The sequence below is a fragment of the Enterobacter sp. Crenshaw genome (assembly GCF_024734705.1).
Classification (GTDB): domain Bacteria; phylum Pseudomonadota; class Gammaproteobacteria; order Enterobacterales; family Enterobacteriaceae; genus Enterobacter; species Enterobacter asburiae_B.
Genome location: NZ_CP102932.1, coordinates 2666222 through 2690500, shown reverse-complemented (window position 1 = coordinate 2690500; position 24279 = coordinate 2666222). Strand labels below are relative to the sequence as shown.

General features: G+C 56.4%; 26 protein-coding genes. 16 read left to right on the top strand and 10 right to left on the bottom strand.

Features of this window, described 5'->3' with window-relative positions:
* The gene (locus tag NWV12_RS12935; RefSeq protein WP_048980911.1) at nucleotides 1–483 is read left to right on the top strand and encodes an SMI1/KNR4 family protein; all 483 of its coding nucleotides are present in this window, start codon (nucleotides 1–3) and stop codon (nucleotides 481–483) included.
* A 471-nt stretch (nucleotides 484–954) separates the two neighbouring features.
* On the top strand, nucleotides 955–1125 hold the full coding sequence (locus NWV12_RS12930) for a hypothetical protein (RefSeq protein WP_223997960.1): 171 nt from the start codon (nucleotides 955–957) through the stop codon (nucleotides 1123–1125).
* Between the two features lie 58 nt (nucleotides 1126–1183).
* Here NWV12_RS12930 and ychF read toward each other — a convergent pair whose 3' ends face one another.
* Entirely contained in the window at nucleotides 1184–2278 is a 1095-nt protein-coding gene (ychF, locus tag NWV12_RS12925) for a redox-regulated ATPase YchF (RefSeq protein WP_010432886.1), read from the bottom strand.
* 126 nt (nucleotides 2279–2404) lie between these two features.
* Complete coding sequence (gene pth / locus NWV12_RS12920; protein ID WP_023336005.1) at nucleotides 2405–2989, bottom strand: aminoacyl-tRNA hydrolase; 585 nt, start codon at nucleotides 2987–2989, stop codon at nucleotides 2405–2407.
* Nucleotides 2990–3263: 274 nt separating this feature from the next.
* On the opposite strand from pth, the gene ychH reads away from it, so the two are divergent.
* A complete protein-coding gene (gene ychH, locus NWV12_RS12915; protein ID WP_023312132.1) occupies nucleotides 3264–3539 on the top strand; it encodes a stress-induced protein YchH in 276 nt (91 codons plus the stop codon).
* 120 nt (nucleotides 3540–3659) lie between these two features.
* Entirely contained in the window at nucleotides 3660–4718 is a 1059-nt protein-coding gene (locus tag NWV12_RS12910) for a MerR family transcriptional regulator (protein ID WP_048980910.1), read from the top strand.
* On the opposite strand, the gene dauA is transcribed toward NWV12_RS12910, so the two are convergent.
* The 4 genes from dauA to lolB all read right to left on the bottom strand — a co-directional run bounded on the left by dauA (nucleotide 4704) and on the right by lolB (nucleotide 9058).
* Nucleotides 4704–6383: a C4-dicarboxylic acid transporter DauA gene (gene dauA, locus NWV12_RS12905; protein ID WP_048980908.1), complete on the bottom strand. Its 1680-nt coding sequence runs from the start codon at nucleotides 6381–6383 to the stop codon at nucleotides 4704–4706. The two genes, NWV12_RS12910 and dauA, sit on opposite strands and share 15 nt — an antisense overlap.
* Nucleotides 6384–6507: 124 nt before the next feature.
* On the bottom strand, nucleotides 6508–7455 hold the full coding sequence (prs, locus tag NWV12_RS12900; RefSeq protein ID WP_003856663.1) for a ribose-phosphate diphosphokinase: 948 nt from the start codon (nucleotides 7453–7455) through the stop codon (nucleotides 6508–6510).
* Nucleotides 7456–7580: 125 nt separating this feature from the next.
* Nucleotides 7581–8450 carry a 4-(cytidine 5'-diphospho)-2-C-methyl-D-erythritol kinase gene (ispE, locus tag NWV12_RS12895; RefSeq protein ID WP_048980907.1) on the bottom strand — a complete coding sequence of 290 codons (870 nt, stop codon included), beginning with the start codon at nucleotides 8448–8450 and terminating at the stop codon, nucleotides 7581–7583.
* Nucleotides 8447–9058: a lipoprotein insertase outer membrane protein LolB gene (lolB, locus tag NWV12_RS12890; protein ID WP_048980906.1), complete on the bottom strand. Its 612-nt coding sequence runs from the start codon at nucleotides 9056–9058 to the stop codon at nucleotides 8447–8449. Before lolB ends, ispE begins: the two co-directional genes overlap by 4 nt.
* Nucleotides 9059–9259: 201 nt before the next feature.
* Here lolB and hemA point away from each other — a divergent pair, with 201 nt between their 5' ends.
* From hemA to kdsA, 6 genes are read left to right on the top strand one after another with little or no spacing between them, the layout of a single operon-like run.
* Complete coding sequence (gene hemA, locus NWV12_RS12885) at nucleotides 9260–10516, top strand: glutamyl-tRNA reductase (protein WP_023335999.1); 1257 nt, start codon at nucleotides 9260–9262, stop codon at nucleotides 10514–10516.
* Between the two features lie 41 nt (nucleotides 10517–10557).
* Nucleotides 10558–11640, top strand: coding sequence for a peptide chain release factor 1 (prfA, locus tag NWV12_RS12880; protein ID WP_021240360.1), 1083 nt, complete (start codon nucleotides 10558–10560; stop codon nucleotides 11638–11640).
* Nucleotides 11640–12470: a peptide chain release factor N(5)-glutamine methyltransferase gene (gene prmC, locus NWV12_RS12875; RefSeq protein ID WP_048980904.1), complete on the top strand. Its 831-nt coding sequence runs from the start codon at nucleotides 11640–11642 to the stop codon at nucleotides 12468–12470. Before prfA ends, prmC begins: the two co-directional genes overlap by 1 nt.
* Nucleotides 12467–12859, top strand: coding sequence for an invasion regulator SirB2 (sirB2, locus tag NWV12_RS12870; protein ID WP_032656670.1), 393 nt, complete (start codon nucleotides 12467–12469; stop codon nucleotides 12857–12859). The genes prmC and sirB2 overlap by 4 nt, the downstream gene beginning before the upstream one ends.
* Before the next feature lie 3 nt (nucleotides 12860–12862).
* On the top strand, nucleotides 12863–13672 hold the full coding sequence (gene sirB1 / locus NWV12_RS12865) for an invasion regulator SirB1 (RefSeq protein WP_023312124.1): 810 nt from the start codon (nucleotides 12863–12865) through the stop codon (nucleotides 13670–13672).
* Between the two features lie 36 nt (nucleotides 13673–13708).
* Nucleotides 13709–14563, top strand: coding sequence for a 3-deoxy-8-phosphooctulonate synthase (kdsA, locus tag NWV12_RS12860; RefSeq protein ID WP_029741601.1), 855 nt, complete (start codon nucleotides 13709–13711; stop codon nucleotides 14561–14563).
* 88 nt (nucleotides 14564–14651) lie between these two features.
* Here kdsA and chaA read toward each other — a convergent pair whose 3' ends face one another.
* Nucleotides 14652–15752: a sodium-potassium/proton antiporter ChaA gene (chaA, locus tag NWV12_RS12855; RefSeq protein ID WP_023312122.1), complete on the bottom strand. Its 1101-nt coding sequence runs from the start codon at nucleotides 15750–15752 to the stop codon at nucleotides 14652–14654.
* Between the two features lie 270 nt (nucleotides 15753–16022).
* Between chaA and chaB the strand changes: the two genes are divergently transcribed.
* Both chaB and NWV12_RS12845 read left to right on the top strand, forming a co-directional pair.
* On the top strand, nucleotides 16023–16253 hold the full coding sequence (gene chaB, locus NWV12_RS12850) for a putative cation transport regulator ChaB (RefSeq protein ID WP_045888013.1): 231 nt from the start codon (nucleotides 16023–16025) through the stop codon (nucleotides 16251–16253).
* 177 nt (nucleotides 16254–16430) lie between these two features.
* Complete coding sequence (locus NWV12_RS12845) at nucleotides 16431–17126, top strand: gamma-glutamylcyclotransferase (protein WP_023327651.1); 696 nt, start codon at nucleotides 16431–16433, stop codon at nucleotides 17124–17126.
* 30 nt (nucleotides 17127–17156) lie between these two features.
* On the opposite strand, the gene NWV12_RS12840 is transcribed toward NWV12_RS12845, so the two are convergent.
* The 3 genes from NWV12_RS12840 to NWV12_RS12830 form a co-directional block, all read right to left on the bottom strand.
* On the bottom strand, nucleotides 17157–17396 hold the full coding sequence (locus NWV12_RS12840; RefSeq protein ID WP_010432930.1) for a DUF1883 domain-containing protein: 240 nt from the start codon (nucleotides 17394–17396) through the stop codon (nucleotides 17157–17159).
* Nucleotides 17397–17607: 211 nt separating this feature from the next.
* Entirely contained in the window at nucleotides 17608–19392 is a 1785-nt protein-coding gene (locus NWV12_RS12835; protein WP_048980902.1) for a methyl-accepting chemotaxis protein, read from the bottom strand.
* Nucleotides 19393–19498: 106 nt separating this feature from the next.
* The gene (locus tag NWV12_RS12830) at nucleotides 19499–19852 is read right to left on the bottom strand and encodes a DsrE/DsrF/TusD sulfur relay family protein (RefSeq protein ID WP_008499522.1); all 354 of its coding nucleotides are present in this window, start codon (nucleotides 19850–19852) and stop codon (nucleotides 19499–19501) included.
* 72 nt (nucleotides 19853–19924) lie between these two features.
* Here NWV12_RS12830 and nasR point away from each other — a divergent pair, with 72 nt between their 5' ends.
* The 4 genes from nasR (at nucleotide 19925) to NWV12_RS12810 (ending at nucleotide 24267) form a co-directional block, all read left to right on the top strand.
* Nucleotides 19925–21109, top strand: coding sequence for a nitrate regulatory protein NasR (nasR, locus tag NWV12_RS12825; RefSeq protein WP_033145772.1), 1185 nt, complete (start codon nucleotides 19925–19927; stop codon nucleotides 21107–21109).
* Nucleotides 21110–21340: 231 nt separating this feature from the next.
* On the top strand, nucleotides 21341–22588 hold the full coding sequence (locus NWV12_RS12820) for a CmpA/NrtA family ABC transporter substrate-binding protein (protein WP_048980900.1): 1248 nt from the start codon (nucleotides 21341–21343) through the stop codon (nucleotides 22586–22588).
* A 2-nt stretch (nucleotides 22589–22590) separates the two neighbouring features.
* Nucleotides 22591–23469, top strand: a complete 879-nt coding sequence (gene ntrB / locus NWV12_RS12815; RefSeq protein WP_033145770.1) for a nitrate ABC transporter permease — start codon at nucleotides 22591–22593, stop codon at nucleotides 23467–23469.
* Between the two features lie 9 nt (nucleotides 23470–23478).
* Nucleotides 23479–24267: an ABC transporter ATP-binding protein gene (locus NWV12_RS12810; RefSeq protein ID WP_033145769.1), complete on the top strand. Its 789-nt coding sequence runs from the start codon at nucleotides 23479–23481 to the stop codon at nucleotides 24265–24267.
* The last annotated feature ends 12 nt before the right edge of the window (nucleotides 24268–24279 follow it).

Genomic DNA, 24279 nt, shown 5'->3' with positions numbered 1-24279 from the left:
ATGAATCATTTCAGTAACTGTGAAAAAAAGATTGGACGTGCAGATATTGCTAAAACGGAAGAGAAATTATCTATTACTCTTCCGGATGATTTCGTTTCACATTATCTGCAATTTAATGGTGGCATCCCGGAGAAAAGTTGGTGGGACGGTGATGAAGATTTTGAGCCAATAGAGGTGGCTGCGTTTAAGCCATTTGTATATAATAGTCAGACAAATAATGCCCTTGGATCTTTAATTGACGGTTGCTATATCAGCATGGTGGATAGGGAAGTGATTCCTAAAAACCTGCTTCCTTTCGCAAATGATTGGGGAGGCAATTTCTTCTGCCTGGATTTAGATAATTACTCAATTGTATATTTTGCTACAGATTCTTTTGATGAGGATTTGACTATGCAAGAGAATCACACAAAACTTCAAAGATATCTGACAAATTCATTTGCTAACTTTGTTAACGGATTAGTAGCAGAAGAGGATCTTTCTTAAAGAATACTTAAGAATTTAATCGATTTATTTAATTCGATTGCTGTTATTTTGCTATTCATATTGTTAATAAAACTCTGTGACACAAGTCATAGGGTTTTATTATAAAACACCATGGCGCTTGGTGGTATGAACATCCCTAGGATCCCAGGTGAAATAAATTATATTAAAACATGAAAATATTCCAGTTAGCAACATATATTAAATAATATTAATTGACTTGTTAATCTTGGTATGACAACGGCACTCACTCGTGTTATCTAGGCTCAGTCTCTTAGCTTATTTATAAAATGGCTGAAAACTTATGAATGTGAGAGCACCAACCTGGAAGCAATTAATGAAATAACGGGTTATCTCGCAAAAAAAGAGACTAACAAATATCAATGCTGGAAATCTTTAGTCAAAGAACCTAAGAAAGTTGTGTAGAATAATATTATCCCAAAAATAACCTTCCCGGAGTCTGAGGAAGGCTCAATGACTGAGAACTTAAAATGGAACCTTGTGAATTACTTGCTTGAAGATGCGTATAGTAATTTTCTTCAAGAGCCATTCTTTTTTGACGGATTAATTAATGTTTATGAAGCTGGGCATATGCCCTGTGGGTGGTCAGGTACTTGGCCAGCGGGTAAACTCGTTATCTATTGATAGATCACGCGCAAAAAAAATCCACGCCAAAGCGTGGATTTTTTTCATTCAAAACAACTCAAACGTTAAACAAGAAGTTCATCACATCGCCATCTTTAACGATGTAGTCTTTCCCTTCCGCACGCATCTTGCCTGCTTCTTTCGCGCCTTGCTCACCCTTGTAGGTGATAAAGTCTTCAAACGCGATAGTCTGCGCACGAATAAAGCCTTTCTCGAAGTCGGTGTGGATCTTACCGGCAGCCTGAGGCGCGGTCGCACCTACAGGGATCGTCCACGCACGCACTTCTTTCACGCCAGCGGTGAAGTAGGTCTGCAGGTTCAGCAGCTCATAGCCTGCGCGAATTACGCGGTTCAGGCCCGGCTCTTCCAGACCCAGCTCGGCCATGAATTCTTCACGGTCAGCGTCGTCCAGCTCGGCGATGTCGGATTCAACGGCAGCGCAAACCGCCACAACCACAGAACCTTCAGCCGCTGCGATTTCACGCACTTTGTCGAGGTACGGGTTGTTCTCAAAACCGTCTTCGTTAACGTTGGCGATGTACATGGTTGGCTTCAGGGTCAGGAAGCTCAGGTATTTGATCGCCGCTTTGTCTTCTTCAGTCAGGTTTTTCAGCGCGCGCAGCATGCCCGCATTTTCAAGCTGTGGCAGACATTTTTCCAGCGCAGCCAGTTCCGCTTTCGCGTCCTTGTCGCCGCCTTTGGCTTTCTTCTGCACGCGGTGAATAGCGCGTTCGCAGGTGTCGAGGTCAGAGAGCGCTAGCTCGGTGTTGATGACGTCGATGTCGTCAGCCGGATCCACTTTGTTGTTAACGTGGATGATGTTGTCGTTCTCGAAGCAGCGCACAACGTGGCCGATCGCTTCGGTTTCACGAATGTTGGTCAGGAACTGGTTACCCAGACCTTCACCTTTGGACGCGCCTTTTACCAGGCCCGCGATGTCCACGAATTCCATGGTGGTTGGCAGAATGCGCTGCGGCTTAACGATTTCCGCGAGCTGGTCCAGACGCGGGTCCGGCATTGGCACAACGCCGGTGTTAGGTTCGATGGTACAGAACGGGAAGTTCGCCGCTTCGATACCCGCTTTGGTAAGCGCGTTAAACAGGGTGGATTTGCCCACGTTTGGCAGACCGACGATACCGCATTTGAATCCCATTTCTAAATCACCTTAATATCTTGATAATCAATCCGTTAACGATAACCGATTGATGAAAAGTAAATAACTACGCCTATTATACACGTAACCCGCATGACGCGCGGTAAAAAAGCCGAATCGGGCGGATTATTGCGCTTTGAAAGCGTGTAAGCGGTTTGTCGCTTTGGTTAACCCATCTTTCAGCCAGATTTCAGTGCAGCGCGCCGCTTCGTCTACCGCCTCGTCAATCAGTTTCTGCTCAGAAACCGGGGGCTTACCGAGTACGAAACCGACAACTTTGTTTTTATCGCCCGGATGGCCGATTCCAACGCGCAAACGGTGGAAATTCGGGTTATTGCCCAGCTTGCTGATGATGTCTTTGAGGCCGTTGTGGCCGCCGTGCCCGCCGCCCAGCTTGAATTTTGCCACGCCGGGCGGGAGATCCAGCTCATCGTGTGCGACCAGGATTTCATCCGGATTGATGCGATAAAACGTTGCCATTGCCGCCACAGCTTTACCACTCAGGTTCATAAAGGTGGTGGGCACCAGTAAACGAACATCCGCGCCAGCAAGGTTGATACGTGAGGTATACCCGAAGAATTTAGGTTCTTCACGCAGGGGAGCACGTAACCGCTCGGCCAGCAGATCGACGTACCATGCCCCAGCGTTGTGGCGGGTGGCCGCATACTCTGCGCCGGGGTTGGCGAGGCCGACAATCAGTTTAATCGTCACGATTCAATTCCTAATGGGTTCCAGATCTGGCGCGTAGTTTACTGTCTGTCGTGCCGCTTGACAAAATTCTGCGATCTTCCCAGCGAAATACGAATAATTTCTGATTTGAACCATTAGAATTTCAAGCTGTTCAAAGTGTTATTTGTAAACTTTTGTTTGGGACTTATCTGTAATTGTGATCATTCACGCAACTCATAAAAGGGGCGTTGTCTATACTTTACACACAAGGATTAGGGGCTTTTCCCCTGACAACCCAAAGTTCCGGAGGTGACACATGAAACGCAAAAACGCTTCGTTACTCGGTAACGTACTGATGGGATTGGGGCTGTTCGTGATGGTAGCTGGCGTGGGTTATTCCATTTTAAACCAGTTACCTCAGATTGACCTCCCGCAATACTTCGCGCACGGCGCGATATTGAGCATCTTCGTTGGTGCGGTATTGTGGCTTGCAGGGGCGCGCGTGAGCGGCCATGAGGAAGTCTGCGATAAATACTGGTGGGTGCGCCACTACGACAAACGCTGTCGTCGCGATCAGCATAAGCACAGCTAGTGCTACGATAAAGAACGCCGAAACGGCTCCCGCGGGAGTCGTTTTTTTTGCATCAAGGGTTGACCCTCACGTAACGTAAGGCTCCAGAGTGGCGCCACTGGCAAAGAAAAAGGAGCAATTATGTTGATTCAGGTGGGTGAACTGGCGAAACGCGCCGGGATCACCGTGCGGACATTGCACCACTATGAGCAAACAGGGTTGTTGCTGCCTTCTGCCAGAAGCGCGGCAGGTTACCGGCTTTACAACCTGGCGGATGTCCAGCGTCTGCATATGATCCAGGCGCTGGCAAAAGCGGGGCTGGAACTTGCTGAAATCAGGGATTTCCTGGAACAGGAGTCGCTGTCGTTAACCGAGTTACTCGATGCGCAAATCACGATGCTGGATAAACAGCTGCGCAGCATACATACGCTGCGCGACCGGCTGGTGGAGCTGCGAACCGGGCTTCTCGACGATGCGACGCCGGATCTGGAATCCTGGCTACAGACTCTGGAGTTAATGAATATGTACGATCGCTGGTTTAGCAAAGAAGAGTTACAGCAGCTGCCGTTTGCGGTGCAGAAGGATGCGCTGACGGCTATCTGGTCAGGGCTGGTTGCAGAGGCCAACACGCTGCTGGAGCACCATATACCCGCTACTGACGCCCGGGCGATGGATCTGGCGACGCGCTGGATGGAGCGCCTTGAGCAGGACACGGCGGGCAAGCCGGAGTTTCTCACCCGGCTGAACGAGATGCACAGCGTTGAACCGCAGATGCAGGCGCAGACCGGCATCACGCCGGAGATGACGGATTACATCACGCGCGCGTTTGCTGAGTCTAAGCTCTGCATATGGGAGAAGTATCTCACTGCCGAAGAGATGGCCTTTACCCGGGCACACTACTTTGACCGCATGATGGAGTGGCCGCCGCTGGTGGCAAAACTGCATCAGGCGCAGCGGGAAAATATCGATCCTGCCTGTGAGGAGGCGCAAAAGCTGGCTGAAAACTGGCTGGCATTGTTCCAGTCTTACGCGGGCAAGAACCCGGAAACTCAGCAAAAGTTTCGTACTGCCATGCAGCAGGAGCCGCACCTGATGAAAGGAACCTGGATGACGCCTGCCGTGCTTGCATGGCTCCAGCAGGCGATCGGGGTGATGATGCAGAGACGTTTCTCTGCATCAGGTAACTCACAGATCCGCTAACGCGGCTTCACGGTTAGGGTAGAAGGAGAGTCGGCCAGGGATCGGCTGTACACCCGCGCGCGCCATGGTGCGCAGCGGCTGAAACTCCAGGTTACTCACCCGCAGCTCGCAGCCTTCCGGCAGACGTTTCACAAAGCGCTGGAAGGCATCCAGGCCGCCTGCATCCAGCACCGGTACGGCATCCCATTTCAGCACCACAACCCGTTTGCCCGCGATGCGGGACTCCAGATCGCTGAACAGACCTTCCGCCGCGGCGAAGAACAGCGGGCCAATCACGCGCAGCACCAGCACATCGTCAGGCACCTCGACGTTAACCGGAGAAAGGCGCGTCATCTGCGCGATACGGCGCATAAACAGCAGGGAAGCCAGCACGATCCCGACGCTGATGGCGATAACCATATCGAACAGCACGGTCAGCGACATGCATATCAGCATCACGATGATGTCGTCTTTCGGCGCGCGACGAAGCAGGTTCACCACCTTGTGCGCCTCGCTCATGTTCCAGGCCACCATCAGCAGCAGGGCGGCCATGGCGGAAAGCGGTAGCCAGGAGAGCAGCGGGGCGAGGATCAGCAGGGCGAGGATCACCAGCACGGAGTGGATAACCGCCGAAACCGGTGAGGTTGCCCCCGCGCGCACGTTGGCCGCAGAACGGGCGATGGCTGCCGTTGCGGTAATACCGCCGAAGAACGGCGCGACGAGGTTGCCTAATCCCTGACCGACCAGTTCGCTGTTGGCTTTGTGCTTGGTGCCGGTCATCCCGTCCAGAACGACGGCACAGAGCAGGGATTCAATCGCCCCCAGCATTGCCATAGAGAACGCGGCGGGAAGCAGGGCTCGCAGGGAATCCCAGCTTAGGGTGAAGCTGGAGCCGGGCATGTCCCACGGCAGCACCAGCTGCGGTAGCAGTTGCGGAATGCCGCTACCCTGTGAACCGTCCGCCAGAACATAGTGGAACTGCGAGCCGATAGTCGCGACGTGACCACCGAACATATTGACGAGGGCCATTACCGCGCAGCCCAGCAGCAGCGCGGGCAGATGGCCCGGCAGACGAATACCGAGGCGAGGCCACACGATCAGCGTGCCCAGCGTCACAATCCCGATGGCGGCGTCGCCCAGGTTGGCTGTCGGCAGCGCCATAAACAGCGCCCCCACTTTTTGCAGGTAGTGCTCCGGTACGTGGGGCATCTGCAGGCCGAGGAAATCTTTGATCTGCATGGTTCCGATGGTAATACCAATCCCCGAGGTAAACCCCAGCGTCACGGAAAGGGGAATATATTCAATCAGGCGACCAAAGCGGGCCAGCCCAAACAGAATCAAAAAGACGCCGGACATCAGGGTGGCGACCAGCAGGCCTGCCAGACCAAACTGCTGCGAAACCGGGTAGAGGATCACCACGAAGGCGGCGGTCGGGCCGGAGACGCTGAAGCGCGAGCCGCCCGTCAGGGCAATGACGATCCCGGCAACGGCCGAGGTGTACAGACCGTACTGCGGCGCAACGCCGCTGCCAATTGCCAGCGCCATCGCCAGCGGGATGGCGATAATGCCGACGGTGATCCCGGCAATCAGGTCACGGACAAAGCGTGACGAGGTGTACTTCTCTTTCCAGCAGGCGTCGATGAGGGCGCGAAAGGGCAGAACATGTGAGGAGGCTACGTTTTTCACAATTATCTATCATCCGTATGCGCATCATCTGTCATGTGAATGGCAGGTGAAGGAGGCATTAATCATACAAATAAAACCCGGAGACAAAAAAACCCGCCGCAGCGGGTTTTTCGGCCGTGTTCGATTAGTGTTCGAACATTGCTGAGATGGATTCTTCGTTGCTGATACGACGAATCGCTTCGGCCAGCATCCCGGACAGGGTCAACGTACGCACGTTTGGCAGTGCTTTGATCTCGTCGCTCAGTGGGATGGTATCGCATACCACCACTTCGTCAATGACGGAGTTGCGCAGGTTGTTTACCGCGTTACCGGAGAAGATCGGGTGAGTCGCGTAAGCGAATACGCGCTTGGCACCACGCTCTTTCAGCGCTTCAGCTGCTTTACACAGCGTACCGCCGGTATCGATCATGTCGTCAACCAGCACGCAGTCACGGCCAGCAACGTCACCGATGATGTGCATCACCTGAGAAACGTTAGCGCGCGGACGGCGTTTGTCGATGATCGCCATGTCGGTATCGTTCAGCAGCTTAGCGATAGCGCGGGCACGTACCACGCCGCCGATGTCCGGGGAAACCACGATTGGGTTATCCAGGTTCAGCTGCAGCATGTCTTCCAGCAGGATTGGGCTGCCGAATACGTTATCAACCGGAACGTCGAAGAAGCCCTGGATCTGCTCTGCGTGCAGATCAACGGTCAGAACGCGGTCAACGCCGACGCTGGACAGGAAGTCAGCAACAACTTTAGCGGTGATTGGTACACGCGCGGAACGGACGCGACGGTCCTGACGGGCATAGCCGAAGTAAGGGATTACAGCAGTGATACGGCCTGCTGAAGCGCGACGCAGGGCGTCGACCATAACAACCAATTCCATCAGGTTGTCGTTTGTTGGAGCACAGGTGGACTGGATGATGAAAATATCACCACCGCGTACATTTTCGTTAATTTGTACGCTGACTTCGCCGTCGCTAAAGCGACCTACGGCGGCGTCGCCGAGGGAAGTGTACAGGCGGTTGGCAATACGTTGTGCTAGTTCCGGGGTGGCGTTACCAGCAAAAAGCTTCATATCAGGCACGAGAAGAACCTCAGGCATGCGTCCAGTGGTGGATAGCGTTCGCCGCAAACTGTGCGGGCCAGGCGAAGGCTATCCAGGCGGTGTATTAAAGAGCGCGATGCAACGTCTGGAACAGGGTGACGTTGTCACCGAAACTCAGTCTGCGCCAGAATGGTCTGCTGTAGGGGGGAGGTGTTCATCCCGCGTGCTACAAAACCATGCAGCCAAACCGGCGCTTGCTCAAGCACCTGACGAGCGGCGGATTCGGTGTCAAATTCAGCAAAGACACAGGCTCCTGTACCAGTCAGGCGCGACGGCGCGTATTCTAACAGCCAGGAAAGCACCGCATCAACCTCGCGAAAACGTTTTCTTGCGATATCCTCGCAATCGTTGCTGAATTCACAATTTAATAACGTTTCTATTGACCGAACCGGGGTATTCCTTTTCAGGTCAGGATCTTTAAAGATGACCGGCGTCGGAATGCTCACGCCAGGATGGGCAACCAGATACCACTTCTCCGGCGGTTCAGCCGGGGAGAGGATCTCACCCACGCCTTCAGCAAAGGCAGCATGACCGCGCACAAACACCGGGACATCCGCCCCCAGCGTCAGGCCCAGGGCTGCCAGTTCGTCCTTCGACAGCCCGCAGCCCCAGAGGTGGTTCAGCGCAACCAGCACGGTGGCGGCGTTGGATGAGCCGCCGCCCAGACCGCCGCCCATCGGCAGGCGTTTCTCGATACGGATATCCGCACCGCTTCCCGCAGGCAGACGGCCCGATTCCGCCGCGGCTTTCATCAGCAGACGCGCGGCGCGCACGATTAGGTTGTCCTCATGCGCCACGCCGTCGACCGGCGTTAGCAGGCAAATCTGCCCGTCCTGGCGCAGTTCAATAGAGATCGTGTCGCCATAGTCAATAAACTGAAACAGCGTCTGCAGGGTGTGATAACCGTCAGCACGCTGGCCGGTGATGTATAAAAACAGGTTCAGCTTTGCCGGAGAGGGCCAGTGGGTCATCATTTAACGATCCAGTTGTCCATTTTCAGCTTGATACGCTGGCTGCCCTGGGTCAGCTCCATGTTTGATGGCAGCGACGGTTTACTCTTGCTGTCATAGGCGCTGTACACCACTTTCCAGGTTTTGCCGTTCTGGGTGTAGTTCATCTGGCTCAGACGGTACTGGTCGTCAAGGGTGTAGTCAGTTGCCTCACCCGGCAGGCCAAGGATCCACTGGCGCAGGCTGTTGAGCGGGATAGGCATCCCGGTCAGCTTGCCAATCATCTCTTCGGCATCGGTTGCGGTATAGTGCTGGCCTTTGTTATCGGTGATCTGCGCTTCACCCGGTTTCGCGATAAGCTCCAGCTCGGTGCTGCCCAGCGGGTTCAGCAGCAGCAGGCGGTAGTTGTCCTGCCCCGTCTGCTGCCAGAAGAAGCGGGCATAAACCTTTTGTTCGTCAGAGAGATAAGCGAAAGCGCCGCGGGTCTGGTACTGGTTCAAATTACGGACGTCCTGCTGGTGCTGACGCCACTGCGGTGAATCAGGGCTTTTGCCCGGGCCTTTTGGTTGGGTGACGGTACAGGCGGTCAGAACCAGTGCTGCCAGCGGCAGCAGGCGAATCAGTCGGGTCATAATGAGGACAAATCCTTGAGATACGTTGCAGTTATAACTGTTAATGCTAGCGTCGAAGGGGGCTACCGTCTACGTTCAAATTATCTCAAAGGGTTGTGTAACCTATTACTCCGAAAGGGGGCAGTACCTTTTATTGATCTCGCGCATCCTGTATGATGCGTTCTGCTAACCTTATTAACGCTGGTACTACTCCCGCTCAACATGACCCTATTAGCACTCGGCATCAACCACAAAACGGCTCCGGTTTCGCTGCGAGAACGCGTGACGTTTTCGCCGGATACGCTTGACCTGGCGCTGGACAGCCTGCTTGCACAGCCTATGGTGCAGGGTGGCGTGGTGCTCTCGACGTGCAACCGTACCGAGCTGTATTTAAGCGTGGAAGAGCAGGACAACCTGCACGAAGCGCTGATCCGCTGGCTATGCGACTACCACAATCTCAATGAAGACGAGCTGCGCAACAGCCTGTACTGGCATCAGGACAACGATGCCGTCAGCCATCTGATGCGCGTCGCCAGCGGGCTGGATTCGCTGGTGCTGGGCGAGCCGCAAATTCTGGGTCAGGTGAAAAAAGCCTTTGCGGATTCGCAAAAAGGGCATCTGAAGGCCAGCGAGCTGGAGCGCATGTTCCAGAAGTCGTTCTCCGTGGCGAAGCGTGTGCGAACCGAAACCGACATTGGTGCCAGTGCGGTTTCTGTTGCTTTCGCGGCCTGCACCCTTGCACGCCAAATCTTTGAATCCCTTTCTACCGTCACCGTGATGCTGGTGGGGGCGGGCGAAACCATCGAACTTGTGGCGCGCCATCTTCGCGAGCATAAAGTGAAAAAGATGATTATCGCCAACCGCACCCGCGAACGCGCGCAGGTGCTGGCGGATGAAGTGGGGGCAGAGGTGGTTGCCCTGAGCGACATCGATGAACGCCTGAAAGAGGCGGACATTATTATCAGCTCTACCGCCAGCCCGCTGCCGATTATCGGAAAAGGGATGGTGGAGCGTGCACTGAAGTCCCGCCGTAATCAGCCGATGCTGCTGGTGGATATCGCCGTCCCGCGCGATGTTGAGCCGGAAGTGGGCAAGCTGCCTAACGCCTATCTCTACAGCGTGGATGACCTGCAAAGCATCATTTCGCACAACCTTGCCCAGCGTAAAGCGGCGGCGGTTCAGGCGGAAACCATCGTTGAGCAGGAAACCAGTGAGTTTATGGCCTGGCTGCGCGCGCAAAGCGTCAGCGAGACCATCCGCGAGTACCGCGGGCAGGCGGAGCAGGTGCGTGATGACCTGACTGCCAAAGCGTTAGCAGCCCTTGAACAGGGCGGCGACGCAAATGCGATTATGCAGGATCTGGCGTGGAAACTGACCAACCGCCTGATCCATGCACCAACCAAATCTCTTCAGCAGGCTGCCCGTGACGGGGATGATGAACGCCTGACTATTCTGCGCAACAGCCTCGGGCTGGAATAGCGCCCTATACCCATTTTCTAAGACAAGGTGCACTTACGCCTATGAAGCCTTCTATCGTCGCTAAACTGGAAGCTCTGCACGAGCGCCATGAAGAAGTACAGGCGCTGCTCGGGGATGCCGGGACCATTGCGGACCAGGAACGTTTTCGCGCGCTCTCGCGTGAATACGCGCAGTTAAGTGATGTTTCTAAATGCTTTACCGACTGGCGACAGGTTCAGGAAGATATCGAAACCGCGCAGATGATGCTCGACGATCCTGAAATGCGCGAGATGGCGCAGGAAGAGTTGCAGGATGCGAAAGCGCGTTCTGAAGAGATGGAGCAGCAGCTTCAGGTGCTTCTGCTGCCGAAAGATCCGGACGACGAGCGTAACGCGTTTGTGGAAGTGCGCGCCGGTACCGGCGGTGACGAAGCGGCGCTGTTTGCCGGGGATCTGTTCCGCATGTACAGCCGCTACGCCGAATCGCGTCGCTGGCGCGTGGAGATCATGAGCGCCAACGAAGGCGAACATGGTGGCTACAAAGAGGTTATCGCCAAGATCAGCGGCGACGGCGTGTACGGTCGTCTCAAGTTTGAATCCGGCGGTCACCGCGTGCAGCGCGTGCCGGCCACCGAATCTCAGGGCCGCATTCACACCTCCGCCTGTACGGTTGCGGTGATGCCGGAGCTGCCGGAAGCTGAACTACCGGACATCAATCCTGCAGACCTGCGTATTGATACGTTCCGCTCCTCTGGCGCGGGCGGTCAGCACGTTAACACCACCGATTCCGCCATCCGTATTACCCACCTGCCGACAGGCATCGTCGTTGAATGTCAGGACGAGCGTTCGCAGCACAAAAACAAAGCCAAAGCGTTGTCCGTGCTGGGCGCGCGTATCCACGCTGCCGAAATGGCGAAACGCCAGCAGGCGGAAGCGTCTACGCGCCGTAACCTGCTGGGCAGCGGCGATCGCAGCGACCGTAACCGCACCTATAACTTCCCGCAGGGGCGCGTAACCGATCACCGCATCAACCTGACGCTGTACCGTCTGGACGAGGTAATGGAAGGGAAGCTGGATATGCTGATTGAGCCTATCGTGCAGGAATACCAGGCCGACCAGCTGGCGGCGCTGTCCGAGCAGGAATAATGGATTTTCAGCGCTGGTTACGTGAGGCGGCCGGTGAGCTTTCAGAAAGCGAAAGCCCGAAACGCGACGCCGAGATTTTGCTTGAGCACGTGACGGGTAAAGCCCGCACGTATCTGCTGGCTTTTGGCGAAACCGAACTGACCGCGGAACAGGAAGCGCAGCTCGGCGCGCTGCTTGCCCGCCGTAAAACCGGCGAGCCGGTGGCGCATTTGGTCGGTGAGCGTGAGTTCTGGTCGTTGCCGCTGTACGTCTCGGCGGCGACGCTGATCCCGCGTCCGGACACCGAGTGTCTGGTGGAGCAGGCTCTGGCGCGTTTACCTGCGGCGGCCTGCAGCATTCTCGATCTCGGTACCGGCACCGGGGCTATCGCGCTGGCGCTGGCCACCGAACGGCCCGACTGCGCGGTGACGGCGGTGGATGTGATGACCGACGCGGTGGCGCTGGCGCAGCGTAACGTGGAACGTCTCGGGCTTCGCAACGTGACGGTGCTGCAAAGCAGCTGGTTTGCCGCGCTGGAGAATCGCTCATTTGCGATGATTGTCAGCAATCCTCCCTATATCGACGAATATGACCCGCACCTTGCGCAGGGAGACGTGCGCTTCGAACCGCTTACGGCGCTCGTGGCCGCCAACGCGGGATTAGCCGATCTCGAACACATTGTGACAATGTCACGGAAGCATTTACTTCCCGGCGGCTGGCTGCTGGTGGAGCATGGCTGGACGCAGGGAGAAGCCGTTCGGGCACTGTTTACGCAAGCTGGCTACGCCGCTGTCGAAACCTGCCGCGACTATGGCGGCAACGAACGCCTGACGCTGGGGCAGTGGCTATGAGCCTGTTTACCGTGCTCATTACTGTCCACCTCATTTCCGTTGCGCTGACCATCAGCTTTTTCATCGTCCGTTACTGGTGGCGCTACAGCAACAATCCGCTGATGGATGCCCGCTGGGTGCGTATCGCACCGCACTGCATCGACACGCTATTGCTCCTTTCCGGTGCCGGGCTCATGTGGAAGACCGGCTATCTGCCATTTACTGATAAAGGTGCATGGCTGACTGAAAAGCTGTTTGGCGTTATCATCTACATCGTTTTGGGTTTTATCGCGCTTGGGCGTCGTCGTCCGCGCAGCCAGCAGGTCGGGTTTATCGCCTTTCTGCTGGGTCTGGTGGTGCTGTACATCATCATTAAACTCGCCACCACAAGAATACCGTTACTGGGGTAAGTCATGAGGTCCTTAGCCGATTTCGAATTTAATAAAGTGCCGCTTTGCGATGGCATGATCCTGATTTCTGAGATGATTCGCGACGATTTTACGTCGCAGTTTGTCTACGATGAGCTGGAGAATCTGGTCAGCCTGGCGCGTGAAGAGATTAATCAGGCTCGCCCGCAAGACTGGCAATTAGAGAAGCTGCTGGAGCTTTTCTACGGCGAATGGGGTTTCTGCGACACGCGGGGCGTGTATCGCCTGTCTGACGCGTTATGGCTGGACCAGGTCTTAAAAAATCGTCAGGGCAGCGCCGTGGCGCTGGGCTCTATTTTGCTGTGGGTCGCGCACCGTCTGGATATTCCGCTGGTCCCGGTCATTTTCCCGACGCAGATGATCCTGCGTGCTGAGTGGCTGGACGGCGAAATGTGGCTCATTAATCCTTTCAACGGCGACACGCTGGATGAACATACGCTGGACGTGTGGCTGAAAGGCAATATCAGCCCGGTGGCTGAGCTCTTCAACGAAGATCTCGACGAGGCGGATAACGCAGAAGTGATCCGCAAGCTGCTGGATACGCTGAAGTCTGCGTTAATGGAAGAGCGTCAGATGGAGCTGGCGTTGCGCGCCAGTGAAGTACTGCTGCAGTTCAACCCGGAAGACCCGTACGAAATTCGCGATCGTGGGCTGATCTACGCGCAGCTCGACTGTGAGCACGTGGCGCTGAATGATTTGAATTATTTCGTTGAGCAGTGTCCGGAAGATCCCATTAGCGAAATGATTCGTGCGCAGATCAACGCGATCTCGCACAAACAAATTACACTGCATTAATCTTAATTCCGATTCACACCTGAATAAGGCGATCCTATGAAACAAAAAGTGGTTAGCATTGGTGATATCAAGGTAGCAAACGACCTGCCGTTCGTACTGTTTGGCGGCATGAACGTGCTGGAATCCCGCGATCTCGCCATGCGTATCTGCGAACACTACGTGACCGTGACCCAGAAGCTGGGCATCCCGTACGTGTTTAAGGCCTCTTTTGACAAAGCCAACCGCTCCTCTATCAACTCTTACCGTGGCCCGGGCCTGGAAGAGGGAATGAAAATTTTCCAGGAGCTGAAGCAGACCTTTGGCGTGAAAGTGATCACCGACGTGCATGAAGCCTCACAGGCGCAGCCGGTGGCAGACGTGGTGGACGTGATTCAGCTCCCGGCGTTCCTCGCTCGCCAGACTGACCTGGTTGCGGCGATGGCGAAAACCGGCGCCGTTATCAACGTGAAGAAACCACAGTTCGTCAGCCCTGGTCAGATGGGTAATATCGTCGATAAGTTTATCGAAGGCGGAAACGACAAGGTGATCCTGTGCGACCGCGGCGCAAACTTCGGCTACGACAACCTGGTCGTGGATATGCTGGGCTTCAGCGTGATGAAGAACGTCTCCGGTCAGTCTCCGGTGATTTTCGACGTGACGCACGCTCTGCAGTGCCGCGACCCGTTTGGCGCCGCGTCCGGCGGCCGTCGCGCTCAGGTGACCGAGCTGGCGCGCGCCGGCATGGCGACCGGCCTGGCCGGCCTGTTCATTGAAGCGCACCCGGATCCGGCTAACGCGAAATGCGACGGCCCATCCGCGCTGCCGCTGGACAAGCTGGAGCCGTTCCTGAAGCAGATCAAAGCGATTGACGATCTGGTGAAGAGCTTCGACGAGCTGGATACCAGCAACTAATAAAAAAACCCGCTTCGGCGGGTTTTTTGTTCTCCCTCTCCCTGTGGGAGAGGGTTGGGGTGAGGGCATCAGCCCGCACCGGATAAAATTATGCAAATATCGTCATCAGATACGCAATAAACAAGGCCATATGCGCCGCGCCGTTCAGCACGTTGGTACGCCCGGTTGAGAACGAAATCTGGCACAGCAGCAACGAGGCGACCATCACAATCATCTCCGGCGCGCCCAGCGCAAACTGCAGCTCGTTGCCCGTCATAAAGGCAATCAGCGTCACCACCGGTACGGTAAGTGAAATCGTCGCCAGTACGGAGCCGAAGAACAGGTTCATTGCGCGCTGTACCTGATTATTCAACACCGCTTTCAGCGCGCCCAGCCCTTCAGGGGACAGGATCAGCAGCGCCACCAGGAAGCCGGTAAACGCCACCGGCGCGTTCAGCTCGGTTAACAGCGTCTCCAGCGGGTTAGCGTTCATCTTGGTGACGGCAATCACCGCAATCAGATGCACGATCAGCCAAACCGTATGCCACGCGCTGCTGTGGGCCGACGGCTTGCCGTGGTGCGGGTCATCATCGTCGCCGTCGTCTTCATGCTCGTACACAAAAAGACTCTGGTGCGTTTTGGTCTGAATCAACAGAAACACGCCGTACATGGCGGCGGAAATCAGTGCGACCAGCAGCGCCTGCCCGGTGGAAAAGTTTGCACCCGGCAGCGCCATCGGGAAGACCAGCACGATAATCGCCAGCGGGAAGAGGGCGATAAGATACTGTTTAATGCCGAACAGGTTCATATACTGGGTCGCAAATTTGCGCCCGCCCAGCAGCAGAGAGAAGCCTACCAGGCCGCCCGTTACAATCATAATGATCGAATAGAGCGTGTCGCGCATCAGCGTCGGCGCGGCATCGCCGGTCGCCATAAGCGCGGAAATCAGGCTGACTTCGAGAATAACAACGGAAAGGCTGAGAATTAACGATCCGTACGGCTCGCCCAGACGGTGGGCCAGGACGTCCGCATGGCGAACAACGCTAAATGCGCTGGTTAAGATGCCGACCAGGGCAAGAATATTGATACCAACCACCACTGGCAGTGACTGACTGCTTCCCCAGAAGAGCAGCACAGCCAGTGCCAGAACCGGGAAAATGAGTGACGTCTCCTTGTGGCGGGTCTTTACCGCCTCGTGTGTTGCTGTCATGTGCTTCTCCATCAATGCAGGTGCTTGTAATTATAGATAGATTTTTGAGGTCATTAAATTAACAGATCTCTATTAAATACCCTTTATTTTTTACTTAATTTTACCCTTTGTCATTATTTTCATTGATGATGGGTATAATTCGAGCTCTTTATTGATTACTCATTAAATAACAAGTAATTAAAAATGTAATTTATTCATAAATTATGGCCGGGTGGCACCATGGCGTATCGTCGTCCACACTTATCTCTTTAACCAAAAGAGAGGTTAGTGATGCCCTATAAAGCGAAACGCGAATTACCGGATAACGTGCAAAACGTGCTGCCTGCGCACGCGCAGGATATCTACAAAGAGGCGTTCAACAGCGCCTGGGAACAGTACAAAGATAAGGACGATCGCCGGGATGATGCCAGCCGTGAAGAGACGGCCCACAAAGTCGCCTGGGCCGCAGTAAAACATGAATATGAGAAAGGAGACGACGATAAATGGCATAAAAAGAAATAGCCGTGAAATGATTCGCTGCCTTCATTTTGACTTTTCAGGCGGTTGAACTTCCGTTGTATTGCAACTGGTCCGCTAATTGCTTATCGTTATTCGACTGCTGGCAAAATGACCAGCATAGAATGCCGGGAAGGCGAATTACAGATGTCGCAAGGAAGCATGCAGTGGCGGAGGTGGAAAGTGTTAACGCGTGATTTCTTAATGAAGGCAGATTGTAAGACGGCATTTGGTGCTATTGAGGAATCGCTTCTCTGGTCAGCTGAACAACGTGCGGCGTCACTCGCTGCCACGCTTGCCTGCCGCCCGGATGATGGCCCGGTATGGATTTTTGGCTACGGCTCCCTGATGTGGAACCCGGCTCTGGAATTTGTCGAATCGGCAACGGGAACGCTGCCTGGCTGGCATCGCGCATTTTGCCTGCGCCTGACGGCCGGACGCGGCAGCGCGTGCCAGCCCGGGCGCATGCTTGCACTGAAAGAGGGCGGACGCACCACGGGCGTGGCGTATCGCCTGCCGGATGCCACGCTGGAAGAGGAGCTCACGCTGCTCTGGAAGCGCGAGATGATCACCGGCTGCTATATGCCGAGCTGGTGCAAGCTGGAACTGGACGACGGACGCACCGTCAATGCGCTGGTGTTTATTATGGACCCGCGCCATCCGCTGTATGAAGCGGATACCCGCACGCAGGTGATTGCCCCGTTGATTGCCGCCGCCAGCGGGCCTCTGGGCACCAACGCGCAGTATCTGTTCTCCCTCGATCAGGAGCTGACCCGCCTCGGCATGAAAGACGATTGTCTGAATGAGCTGGTGGTGAAGGTGAAGGCGCTGCTGGAAGGGAACCCGCTCAACAGCACGCTGCGACCGGGTTTTGCCTGACAATACGCCCGACTTGCCGGGCGTTTAAACTTATGCTGCCACGTAGCTGACGGAATGCTCCAGCGACTGGCTGTGGCTATCGATCAGCACATCCCACGTGCCGGTATACGGCACGGTAAGCCAGGCCTTATCGTCCTGTACGGTGAGAATATCCGCCTGGGACTGTTTTTGTGCTTTCGAACTCATCAGATGAATACGACAGCGTTCTGAGCAACGCACCACTACCGTATCCCCGCCAAACAGTTTCAAACTTGTTTTTACCAGTGCCATTTTTTACCCCGTAGTCTTAAACAACGCTCTCCCTGCTGCCATATCCGAGCGTGATGTTGTTCACAATTCACTCATGGCATAACACCAAAGGGGAGGGGGCGGGATGCTGATTTTGATCAAAAAATGGCATAACGATTAAACAAAAATGACAAAATTCCTCAAAATTTACGCTGGCGCGCGTTTTACCCGCTAAACGCGCGCCGGAAGAAGATTAAATGCGGAAATGCCCGGCTGTTTCAGCAAGGTCGCCCGCCTGGCTCTGCAGGGCACCCGCGGCAGCGGCGGATTCCACCACCAGTTCGGCGTTCTGCTGAACCATTCTGTCGAGATGGGTCACCGCGTGGTTGATCTCATGAATCCCTTTCATCTGCTCGCTGGTGGCGATGGAGATTTCGCGCATGATGCCAGAGACGCTGCCGATGCTGGAGCGGATCTCATCCATGCTTTCCCCCGCCAGATGCACGTAGCGGGAGCCGGTTGCCACGCTGTCGGTGGTGGAATCAATCAGCGATTTGATCTCTTTCGCCGCCTGAGCGCTACGGCTCGCCAGGTTACGCACTTCGCCTGCTACGACGGCAAACCCGCGCCCCTGCTCACCCGCACGCGCCGCCTCGACGGAGGCGTTCAGCGCCAGAATGTTGGTCTGGAAAGCAATGCCGTCAATCACGCTGGTGATATCGCCAATTTTTGCCGATGCGACTTCAATGGACTGCATGGTGCTGATCGCCTGCGATACCACCTCGCCGCCGCGCGCCGCGGCCGCTGATGCCTTGCTCGCCTGATCGTTCGCTTCTGCCGCCGATTCGTTCGACTGCGTCACGGAGGCGGTGATCTGCTCCACGGCGCTGGCCGTCTCGCGCAGGCTGGATGCCGCCTGCTCGGTACGTCCGGAGAGATCCTGGTTACCTGCGGCAATCTCCTGCGCCGCGTTTTTCACCGATTCGCTGGCGTCACGGAGCTGCACCATCACTACCGACAGCTTATCGCTGAAGGCGTTAAAGGCCTGGGCAATCTGCGCGACCTCATCCTCGCCGTTATCCGGCAGGCGCTGGGACAGATCGTTAGTGCCGTTAGCAATGTTGTGCATCGCGTCGCGAATGTCGGACAAACGCTTGAGCAGGCGGGCAATCAGGAAATGCACAATCGCCGCGCTCAGGAGTGCGAGGATCACCAGCGAAATCCCCGAGGCTTTAAGCAGGGAACGCATGCCGGAAGTGGCGTCACCGCTGTCGAGCGCGACGACTAAGAGCCAGTTTGTGCCCGGCACGGCTGTCGCCACGAAGGTTTTTTCAGCGTCGTTTAGCGTTCCGTCGACGGGGTTACCGCTTTTCAGCGCAGCAAAATCAATGCCCTTGATCGTCTCACCAAACGGTTTCAGCGTGAGGGCAGGATCGTTAGCGGCAATCACGCTGCCGTCGCTGTTCAGAAGCAACCCGCTGCTGGCCGGGGTTGGATGGATCCCGCGCACGTTAGCCACCACGCTGTCCATCGCCACATCGCCCGCTACGACCGCTTTGAGCGTGCCATTTTCTTTCACCGGCACGGCGAAGGTAACCACCAGCTTACCGGTCCCCGCGTCAACGTAGGGCGCGGTGACAACCGGACCGTCCGTGCTGACCACCTGCTGATACCACGGGCGAATGGTCGGGTCATAGTCCGCCGGAACGCCCGCCGGTTCAGAGAATTTCGCCGTTTTGCTGGCGTAGCCAACATAGACGTTGGTGAATCCACCCGCCTGCGCAAGCTGTTTAAACACCGGAACCGGGTCGTCATTCAGCGCAACGGTCTGCGCGGAGGCGATCACCGTCATCTTGCTTTTTACCCAGTCGGCAATCGCCATGTTATGGCTGGCGCTGGTGCTGGTCAGGATATCGCGCTGGGACTGCTGGTTATCCTGGCGCGTGACCTGGAAGTTAATGACGGTATTAAGGAGAAGGGCGACGACCAGACAGCCTGCCGTCGCCGCGATGATGCGTGCACGAATCGATCTGAACATAAGTGAAATACCTGCTGTGTTGTTTCCATGCCTATCGGCAACCCCGCAGGTAAACTTGATGCTGAAACCGCGTCCATAAGAAAATAATATTTTTACGGGTTTATTATTAAAAAGTTAATACTTTATCGGCGGACAGCGTCCACTCGGCCAGCTCAACCAGCGTACCAATCTCTACGCCATCAATCAGCGGCAGACCGGTAATGCCGCGGCCGTCGGTGCAGGTCTTGCACAGCTTCACCGGCACGTTTTGCGCGGTGAGGATCTCCAGCATCTGCTGAATGTTATAGCCTTCTGCCGGTTTTTGACCCTTCAGCCCCGCGGTGACCGCGTCCGACATTAAAAAGAGTCGTAACGCCAGGTCGCTCTCTTTTTCACGCAGCGCAATCGCCAGGCGCAGGCTGTTAAAAAGGGATTCGCTGCCGTAAGCCGCACCGTTGGCGACGATCACAATCTTCTGCATGTTGACTCCTGTTCTTATAAAGGCACGAATATTGCTTAGCTTTCCCGAGTTTCGCTGTTCTGGAGAGTAAGCATGACATTAATGGCTGGCATTTCGCCAGGCGCTGGCGAATGGCTCGAGCGCGCAAGAATGATGCGCCGGGAGCAGCTCAGCAAGCTGGCACAGCTTGGCGTGCTTGTGCACGGCATTAGCCAACTGGTGCATATGTTACAGTGCGAGCGTGGGGCGTCCAACGTCTGGCTCTGCTCACAGGGTAAGCTCTACGCCCCCGAATGCAAAGCCAGCCGGGCGCTGGTGGATGAAAACCTCGCTGCACTTTATGACATTCTTGAAAAACAGTCGCCGATCCCGGGAAGTACCGTCTGTGAACGTATCGGCGGCGCGCTTCAGTGCCTTGATATGCTTCCCGCGCTGCGCGACGGTGTTATTCAGCAAACGGTAACGGCGCCGCAGGCGATGGAACACTACTCCCGCATGCTCCGCCATCTGCTCAGTATCGTGCCGCAGCTCAATGACAGCATTGACGATCCGCAAATCGCCGGGCGTTTTGTTGCCCTTTATAGCCTGATGCAGGGGAAAGAGCTGGCGGGACAGGAACGGGCCCTGGGGGCGATTGGCTTCACGCAGGGCTTTTTCGATGATGTGACTCGCCAGAGGCTGGTTGACCGCATCGACGGGCAGCAGGCCTGCTTTGAAATTTTTCTCTCACACAGCTCCGCTGACGTCCAGACCACCTTTTCTCTCCACTGCCAGCCCGATCGTGAAACGGAGCAACTCCGGCGCGTAGCCTGTACTCGCCAGCCTGCCGCGGATGATGGCCTTACCGCTCTGGCCTGGTTTGCTCTGCAAACCGCGCGCCTTGAGCATCTGCGCACGCTGGAGGAGACGCTCATCGCCGATCTGATGACGGCGGTGGACGAGCGTATTTACCGTAACGATGAGTACGTGCCTCCCGCCGATGAGCAGGACGACCCGCTGATACAGTATCCGGAAAAACCGTTGCTCACCCTGGTGCGCCAGCAGGCACGCGAGATAGAACAGCTCTCGCGCCAGCTAGCATCGCTGCGCGATACGCTTGAAGAGCGCAAAGTCATTGATAAAGCGAAAAGCGTGCTGATGACCCACCAGAATATGAGTGAGGAACAGGCCTGGACGGCGCTGCGCAAAATGGCGATGGACAAAAACCAAAGGATGGTGGATATCGCCCGCGCGCTGCTAATGGTGAAGAATTTATGGCAGGTAACACCAAAGGAGTAGCTGCACGGTCAGCGGGCATTTTGTGCCTGATTAAGGTGCGTGCAGGCGAGGGGAGTTCGGTTAGCGCCCCGGAAACTGCGGGTTAAAACCTGGCATTCACTTTGCATTATCGGATTAACCATTTTTGACGATGCGCCAACGGCGGCGCATGCGTCTTCGGGATAAAGGCGTCCACTGGTGCTTCGGCATCGTGGGCGCTTTTTTTTGGTTTTTTTTCAGGAGTGGTTGGTCATGGCGGATTTGTCGAGACGGCGTTTTTTGCAGGCCAGCGTGCTGGCGAGTGGCGCAATGCTGTTACCGGGTATCATGCAGGCCGCATGGGCGGCAGGCTCGGATAAACCGGAGCAGGAAACGGTGCGCATCGGGTTTATCCCGCTGACCGACTGCGCCCCGGTGGTTATCGCGGCGCTGAAAGGCTTTGATAAAAAATACGGTATTACCATCGTGCCCACCAAAGAGGCGAGCTGGGCGGCTGTGCGCGACAAGCTGGTGGCGGGCGAACTCGATGCCGCGCACATTCTCTACGGCCTGCTGTACGGCCTGGAGCTGGGCATCGCCGGCAAGCCGCAGCAGATGGCGAACCTGATGACGCTCAATCAGAACGGCCAGGCGATTACGCTTTCCAGCGATCTGGCTGAGAAGGGCGTACGAGACCTTGACGGGCTGAAAAAGCTCATTGGGCAGCAGGCGCCCGGCACCTACACCTTCGCGCACACCTTCCCGACCGGGACGCACGCCATGTGGCTCTACTACTGGCTGGCCAGCGCGGGCATTAACCCCTTTGACGACGTGCGCACGGTGGTGGTGCCGCCGCCGCAGATGGTGATGAACATGCGCATTGGCAACATGGTTGGCTTTTGCGTCGGCGAGCCGTGGAACGCCCGGGCAATCAACGACCGCATCGGTTTTACCGCCGCCACGTCGCAGTCTATCTGGGCCGATCATCCGGAAAAAATCCTCGGTACGCGCCGCGACTGGGTGGCGAAAAACCCGCACACCGCGCGGGCGCTGGTGAGCGCGGTACTGGAGGCGGCGCGCTGGATCGAAGCCTCCCCGGAAAACAAACGCGAGACCGCGCAGATCCTCTCCCGCCGGGCGTGGCTCAACTGCAAAGAACAGTATCTCACCGGACGCATGCTCGGCGAGTACGACAACGGCCTGGGCCAGCGCTGGCAGGACGCGCACCCGATCCGCTTCTTCAACGAGGGGGCCGTCAGCTACCCGTATCTCTCCGACGGCATGTGGTTCATAACCCAGTTCCGCCGCTGGGGCTTGCTCAAATCCGCGCCGGACTACGCGGGCATCGCGCAGCGCATTAACCAGACCGCGGTCTGGCAGGATGCCGCCACGGCGGTGGGGGGCATCAGCACACCGACTTCACCATTACGCAGCAGCACATTGATGGACGGCACCGTCTGGAACGGTACCGACCCGGAAGGATACGCCAGCCGTTTCGCCATTCACCGTAAAGAGGCCTGATTATGCAGCATCTGCAAAAGACGAATTCACACGAGACGCCGGAGAGTGGGGAGGTGATTGTCCTGCCTCCGGTGCAGGTTCGCCGCCGTACGCCGACGTTTGCGCGTCGGATTAACGCGATCCTCCAGCGCATCATCCCGGCGTTTCTCGGTCTGGGACTGCTGGTGGTGCTCTGGCAGCTGGCGGCGATTAACAGCAAAGGTTTCCCGACGCCGCTCAGCACGCTCGATTCCGCCATCACCCTGTTTGCCGATCCGTTTTATCGCGACGGGCCTAACGATATGGGCATCGGCTGGAACGTGCTCGCCTCATTACAGCGCGTGGCGGTGGGCTTTGGCCTGGCCGCGCTCGCCGGGATCCCGCTCGGCTTCCTGATTGGTCGCTTCACCTTTTTCTCTCGCATGTTCGGCCCGCTGATCGCGCTGTTACGCCCGGTTAGCCCGCTGGCCTGGCTGCCCATCGGCCTGCTGCTGTTCCAGAAAGCGGAACCCGCGTCGAGCTGGACCATTTTCATCTGCTCCATCTGGCCGATGGTGATCAACACCGCCGAAGGCGTACGCCGCATTCCGCAGGACTACCTCAACGTGGCCCGGGTGCTGCAGCTTTCCGAGTGGACCATCATGCGCCGCATTCTCTTCCCGGCGGTGCTGCCCGCGGTGCTGACCGGGGTGCGTCTCTCCATCGGCATCGCCTGGCTGGTGATCGTCGCCGCCGAGATGCTCACCGGAGGTTTAGGGATCGGCTTCTGGATCTGGAATGAGTGGAACAACCTCAACGTTGAAAACATTCTCATCGCCATCGTCATCATTGGCGTGGTCGGGCTGCTGCTGGAGCAGGGGCTGATGCTGATCGCCCGTCGCTTTAGCTGGCAGGAAAAATAAGGAGCGAACATGAAACCATTAATTCAGGTCCAGGCCGTGAGCCAGCGTTTTTCCACCGCCAGCGGCGAGTTTCTGGCGCTGCAAAACGTCTCTTTTGATATCCACGAGGGCGAAACCGTCAGCCTGATCGGGCACTCCGGCTGCGGCAAATCGACGCTGCTGAACCTCATCGCCGGTATTACCCTGCCGACGGAAGGCGGGCTGATCTGCGACAACCGTGAAATCGCCGGGCCGGGTCCGGAACGTGCGGTGGTCTTCCAGAACCATTCGCTGCTGCCGTGGCTCACCTGCTTCGACAACGTGGCCCTGGCGGTCGATCACGTGTTTCGCCACAGCATGAGCAAGGCGGAGCGCAGGGAGTGGATCGAGCACAACCTCGACCGCGTGCAGATGGGGCACGCCCTGCATAAGCGACCGGGGGAGATCTCCGGCGGCATGAAGCAGCGCGTCGGTATTGCCCGCGCGCTGGCGATGAAGCCGAAAGTCCTGCTGATGGATGAACCCTTCGGCGCCCTCGATGCGCTGACGCGCGCGCATCTGCAGGACTCGGTGATGCAGATCCAGCAGGCGCTGAACACCACCATCGTGCTCATTACCCACGACGTGGACGAGGCGGTGCTGCTCTCCGATCGCGTGCTGATGATGACCAACGGCCCGGCGGCCACCGTCGGGGAGATCCTGCGCGTGGACCTGCCGCGCCCGCGCAACCGGGTGCAGCTGGCCGACGACAGCCGCTATCACCACATGCGCCAGCAGATCCTCCATTTCCTCTATGAAAAGCAGCCGAAAGCGGCGTAACGAGGGGTTTTG

Excerpts from the sequence above, each read along its gene's own strand:
- ychH (WP_023312132.1), top strand. The coding sequence starts at position 3,264 with ATGAAACGCAAAAACGCTTCGTTACTCGGTAACGTACTGATGGGATTG.
- chaA (WP_023312122.1), bottom strand. The coding sequence starts at position 15,752 with ATGACAGCAACACACGAGGCGGTAAAGACCCGCCACAAGGAGACGTCA.
- nasR (WP_033145772.1), top strand. The coding sequence starts at position 19,925 with ATGACATTAATGGCTGGCATTTCGCCAGGCGCTGGCGAATGGCTCGAG.
- kdsA (WP_029741601.1), top strand. The coding sequence starts at position 13,709 with ATGAAACAAAAAGTGGTTAGCATTGGTGATATCAAGGTAGCAAACGAC.
- NWV12_RS12810 (WP_033145769.1), top strand. The coding sequence starts at position 23,479 with ATGAAACCATTAATTCAGGTCCAGGCCGTGAGCCAGCGTTTTTCCACC.
- lolB (WP_048980906.1), bottom strand. The coding sequence starts at position 9,058 with ATGACCCGACTGATTCGCCTGCTGCCGCTGGCAGCACTGGTTCTGACC.
- NWV12_RS12820 (WP_048980900.1), top strand. The coding sequence starts at position 21,341 with ATGGCGGATTTGTCGAGACGGCGTTTTTTGCAGGCCAGCGTGCTGGCG.
- NWV12_RS12930 (WP_223997960.1), top strand. The coding sequence starts at position 955 with ATGACTGAGAACTTAAAATGGAACCTTGTGAATTACTTGCTTGAAGAT.
- NWV12_RS12830 (WP_008499522.1), bottom strand. The coding sequence starts at position 19,852 with ATGCAGAAGATTGTGATCGTCGCCAACGGTGCGGCTTACGGCAGCGAA.
- NWV12_RS12840 (WP_010432930.1), bottom strand. The coding sequence starts at position 17,396 with ATGGCACTGGTAAAAACAAGTTTGAAACTGTTTGGCGGGGATACGGTA.
- NWV12_RS12935 (WP_048980911.1), top strand. The coding sequence starts at position 1 with ATGAATCATTTCAGTAACTGTGAAAAAAAGATTGGACGTGCAGATATT.
- sirB2 (WP_032656670.1), top strand. The coding sequence starts at position 12,467 with ATGAGCCTGTTTACCGTGCTCATTACTGTCCACCTCATTTCCGTTGCG.
- ntrB (WP_033145770.1), top strand. The coding sequence starts at position 22,591 with ATGCAGCATCTGCAAAAGACGAATTCACACGAGACGCCGGAGAGTGGG.
- prfA (WP_021240360.1), top strand. The coding sequence starts at position 10,558 with ATGAAGCCTTCTATCGTCGCTAAACTGGAAGCTCTGCACGAGCGCCAT.
- prmC (WP_048980904.1), top strand. The coding sequence starts at position 11,640 with ATGGATTTTCAGCGCTGGTTACGTGAGGCGGCCGGTGAGCTTTCAGAA.
- ychF (WP_010432886.1), bottom strand. The coding sequence starts at position 2,278 with ATGGGATTCAAATGCGGTATCGTCGGTCTGCCAAACGTGGGCAAATCC.
- sirB1 (WP_023312124.1), top strand. The coding sequence starts at position 12,863 with ATGAGGTCCTTAGCCGATTTCGAATTTAATAAAGTGCCGCTTTGCGAT.
- NWV12_RS12835 (WP_048980902.1), bottom strand. The coding sequence starts at position 19,392 with ATGTTCAGATCGATTCGTGCACGCATCATCGCGGCGACGGCAGGCTGT.
- NWV12_RS12910 (WP_048980910.1), top strand. The coding sequence starts at position 3,660 with ATGTTGATTCAGGTGGGTGAACTGGCGAAACGCGCCGGGATCACCGTG.
- chaB (WP_045888013.1), top strand. The coding sequence starts at position 16,023 with ATGCCCTATAAAGCGAAACGCGAATTACCGGATAACGTGCAAAACGTG.
- ispE (WP_048980907.1), bottom strand. The coding sequence starts at position 8,450 with ATGATGACCCACTGGCCCTCTCCGGCAAAGCTGAACCTGTTTTTATAC.
- hemA (WP_023335999.1), top strand. The coding sequence starts at position 9,260 with ATGACCCTATTAGCACTCGGCATCAACCACAAAACGGCTCCGGTTTCG.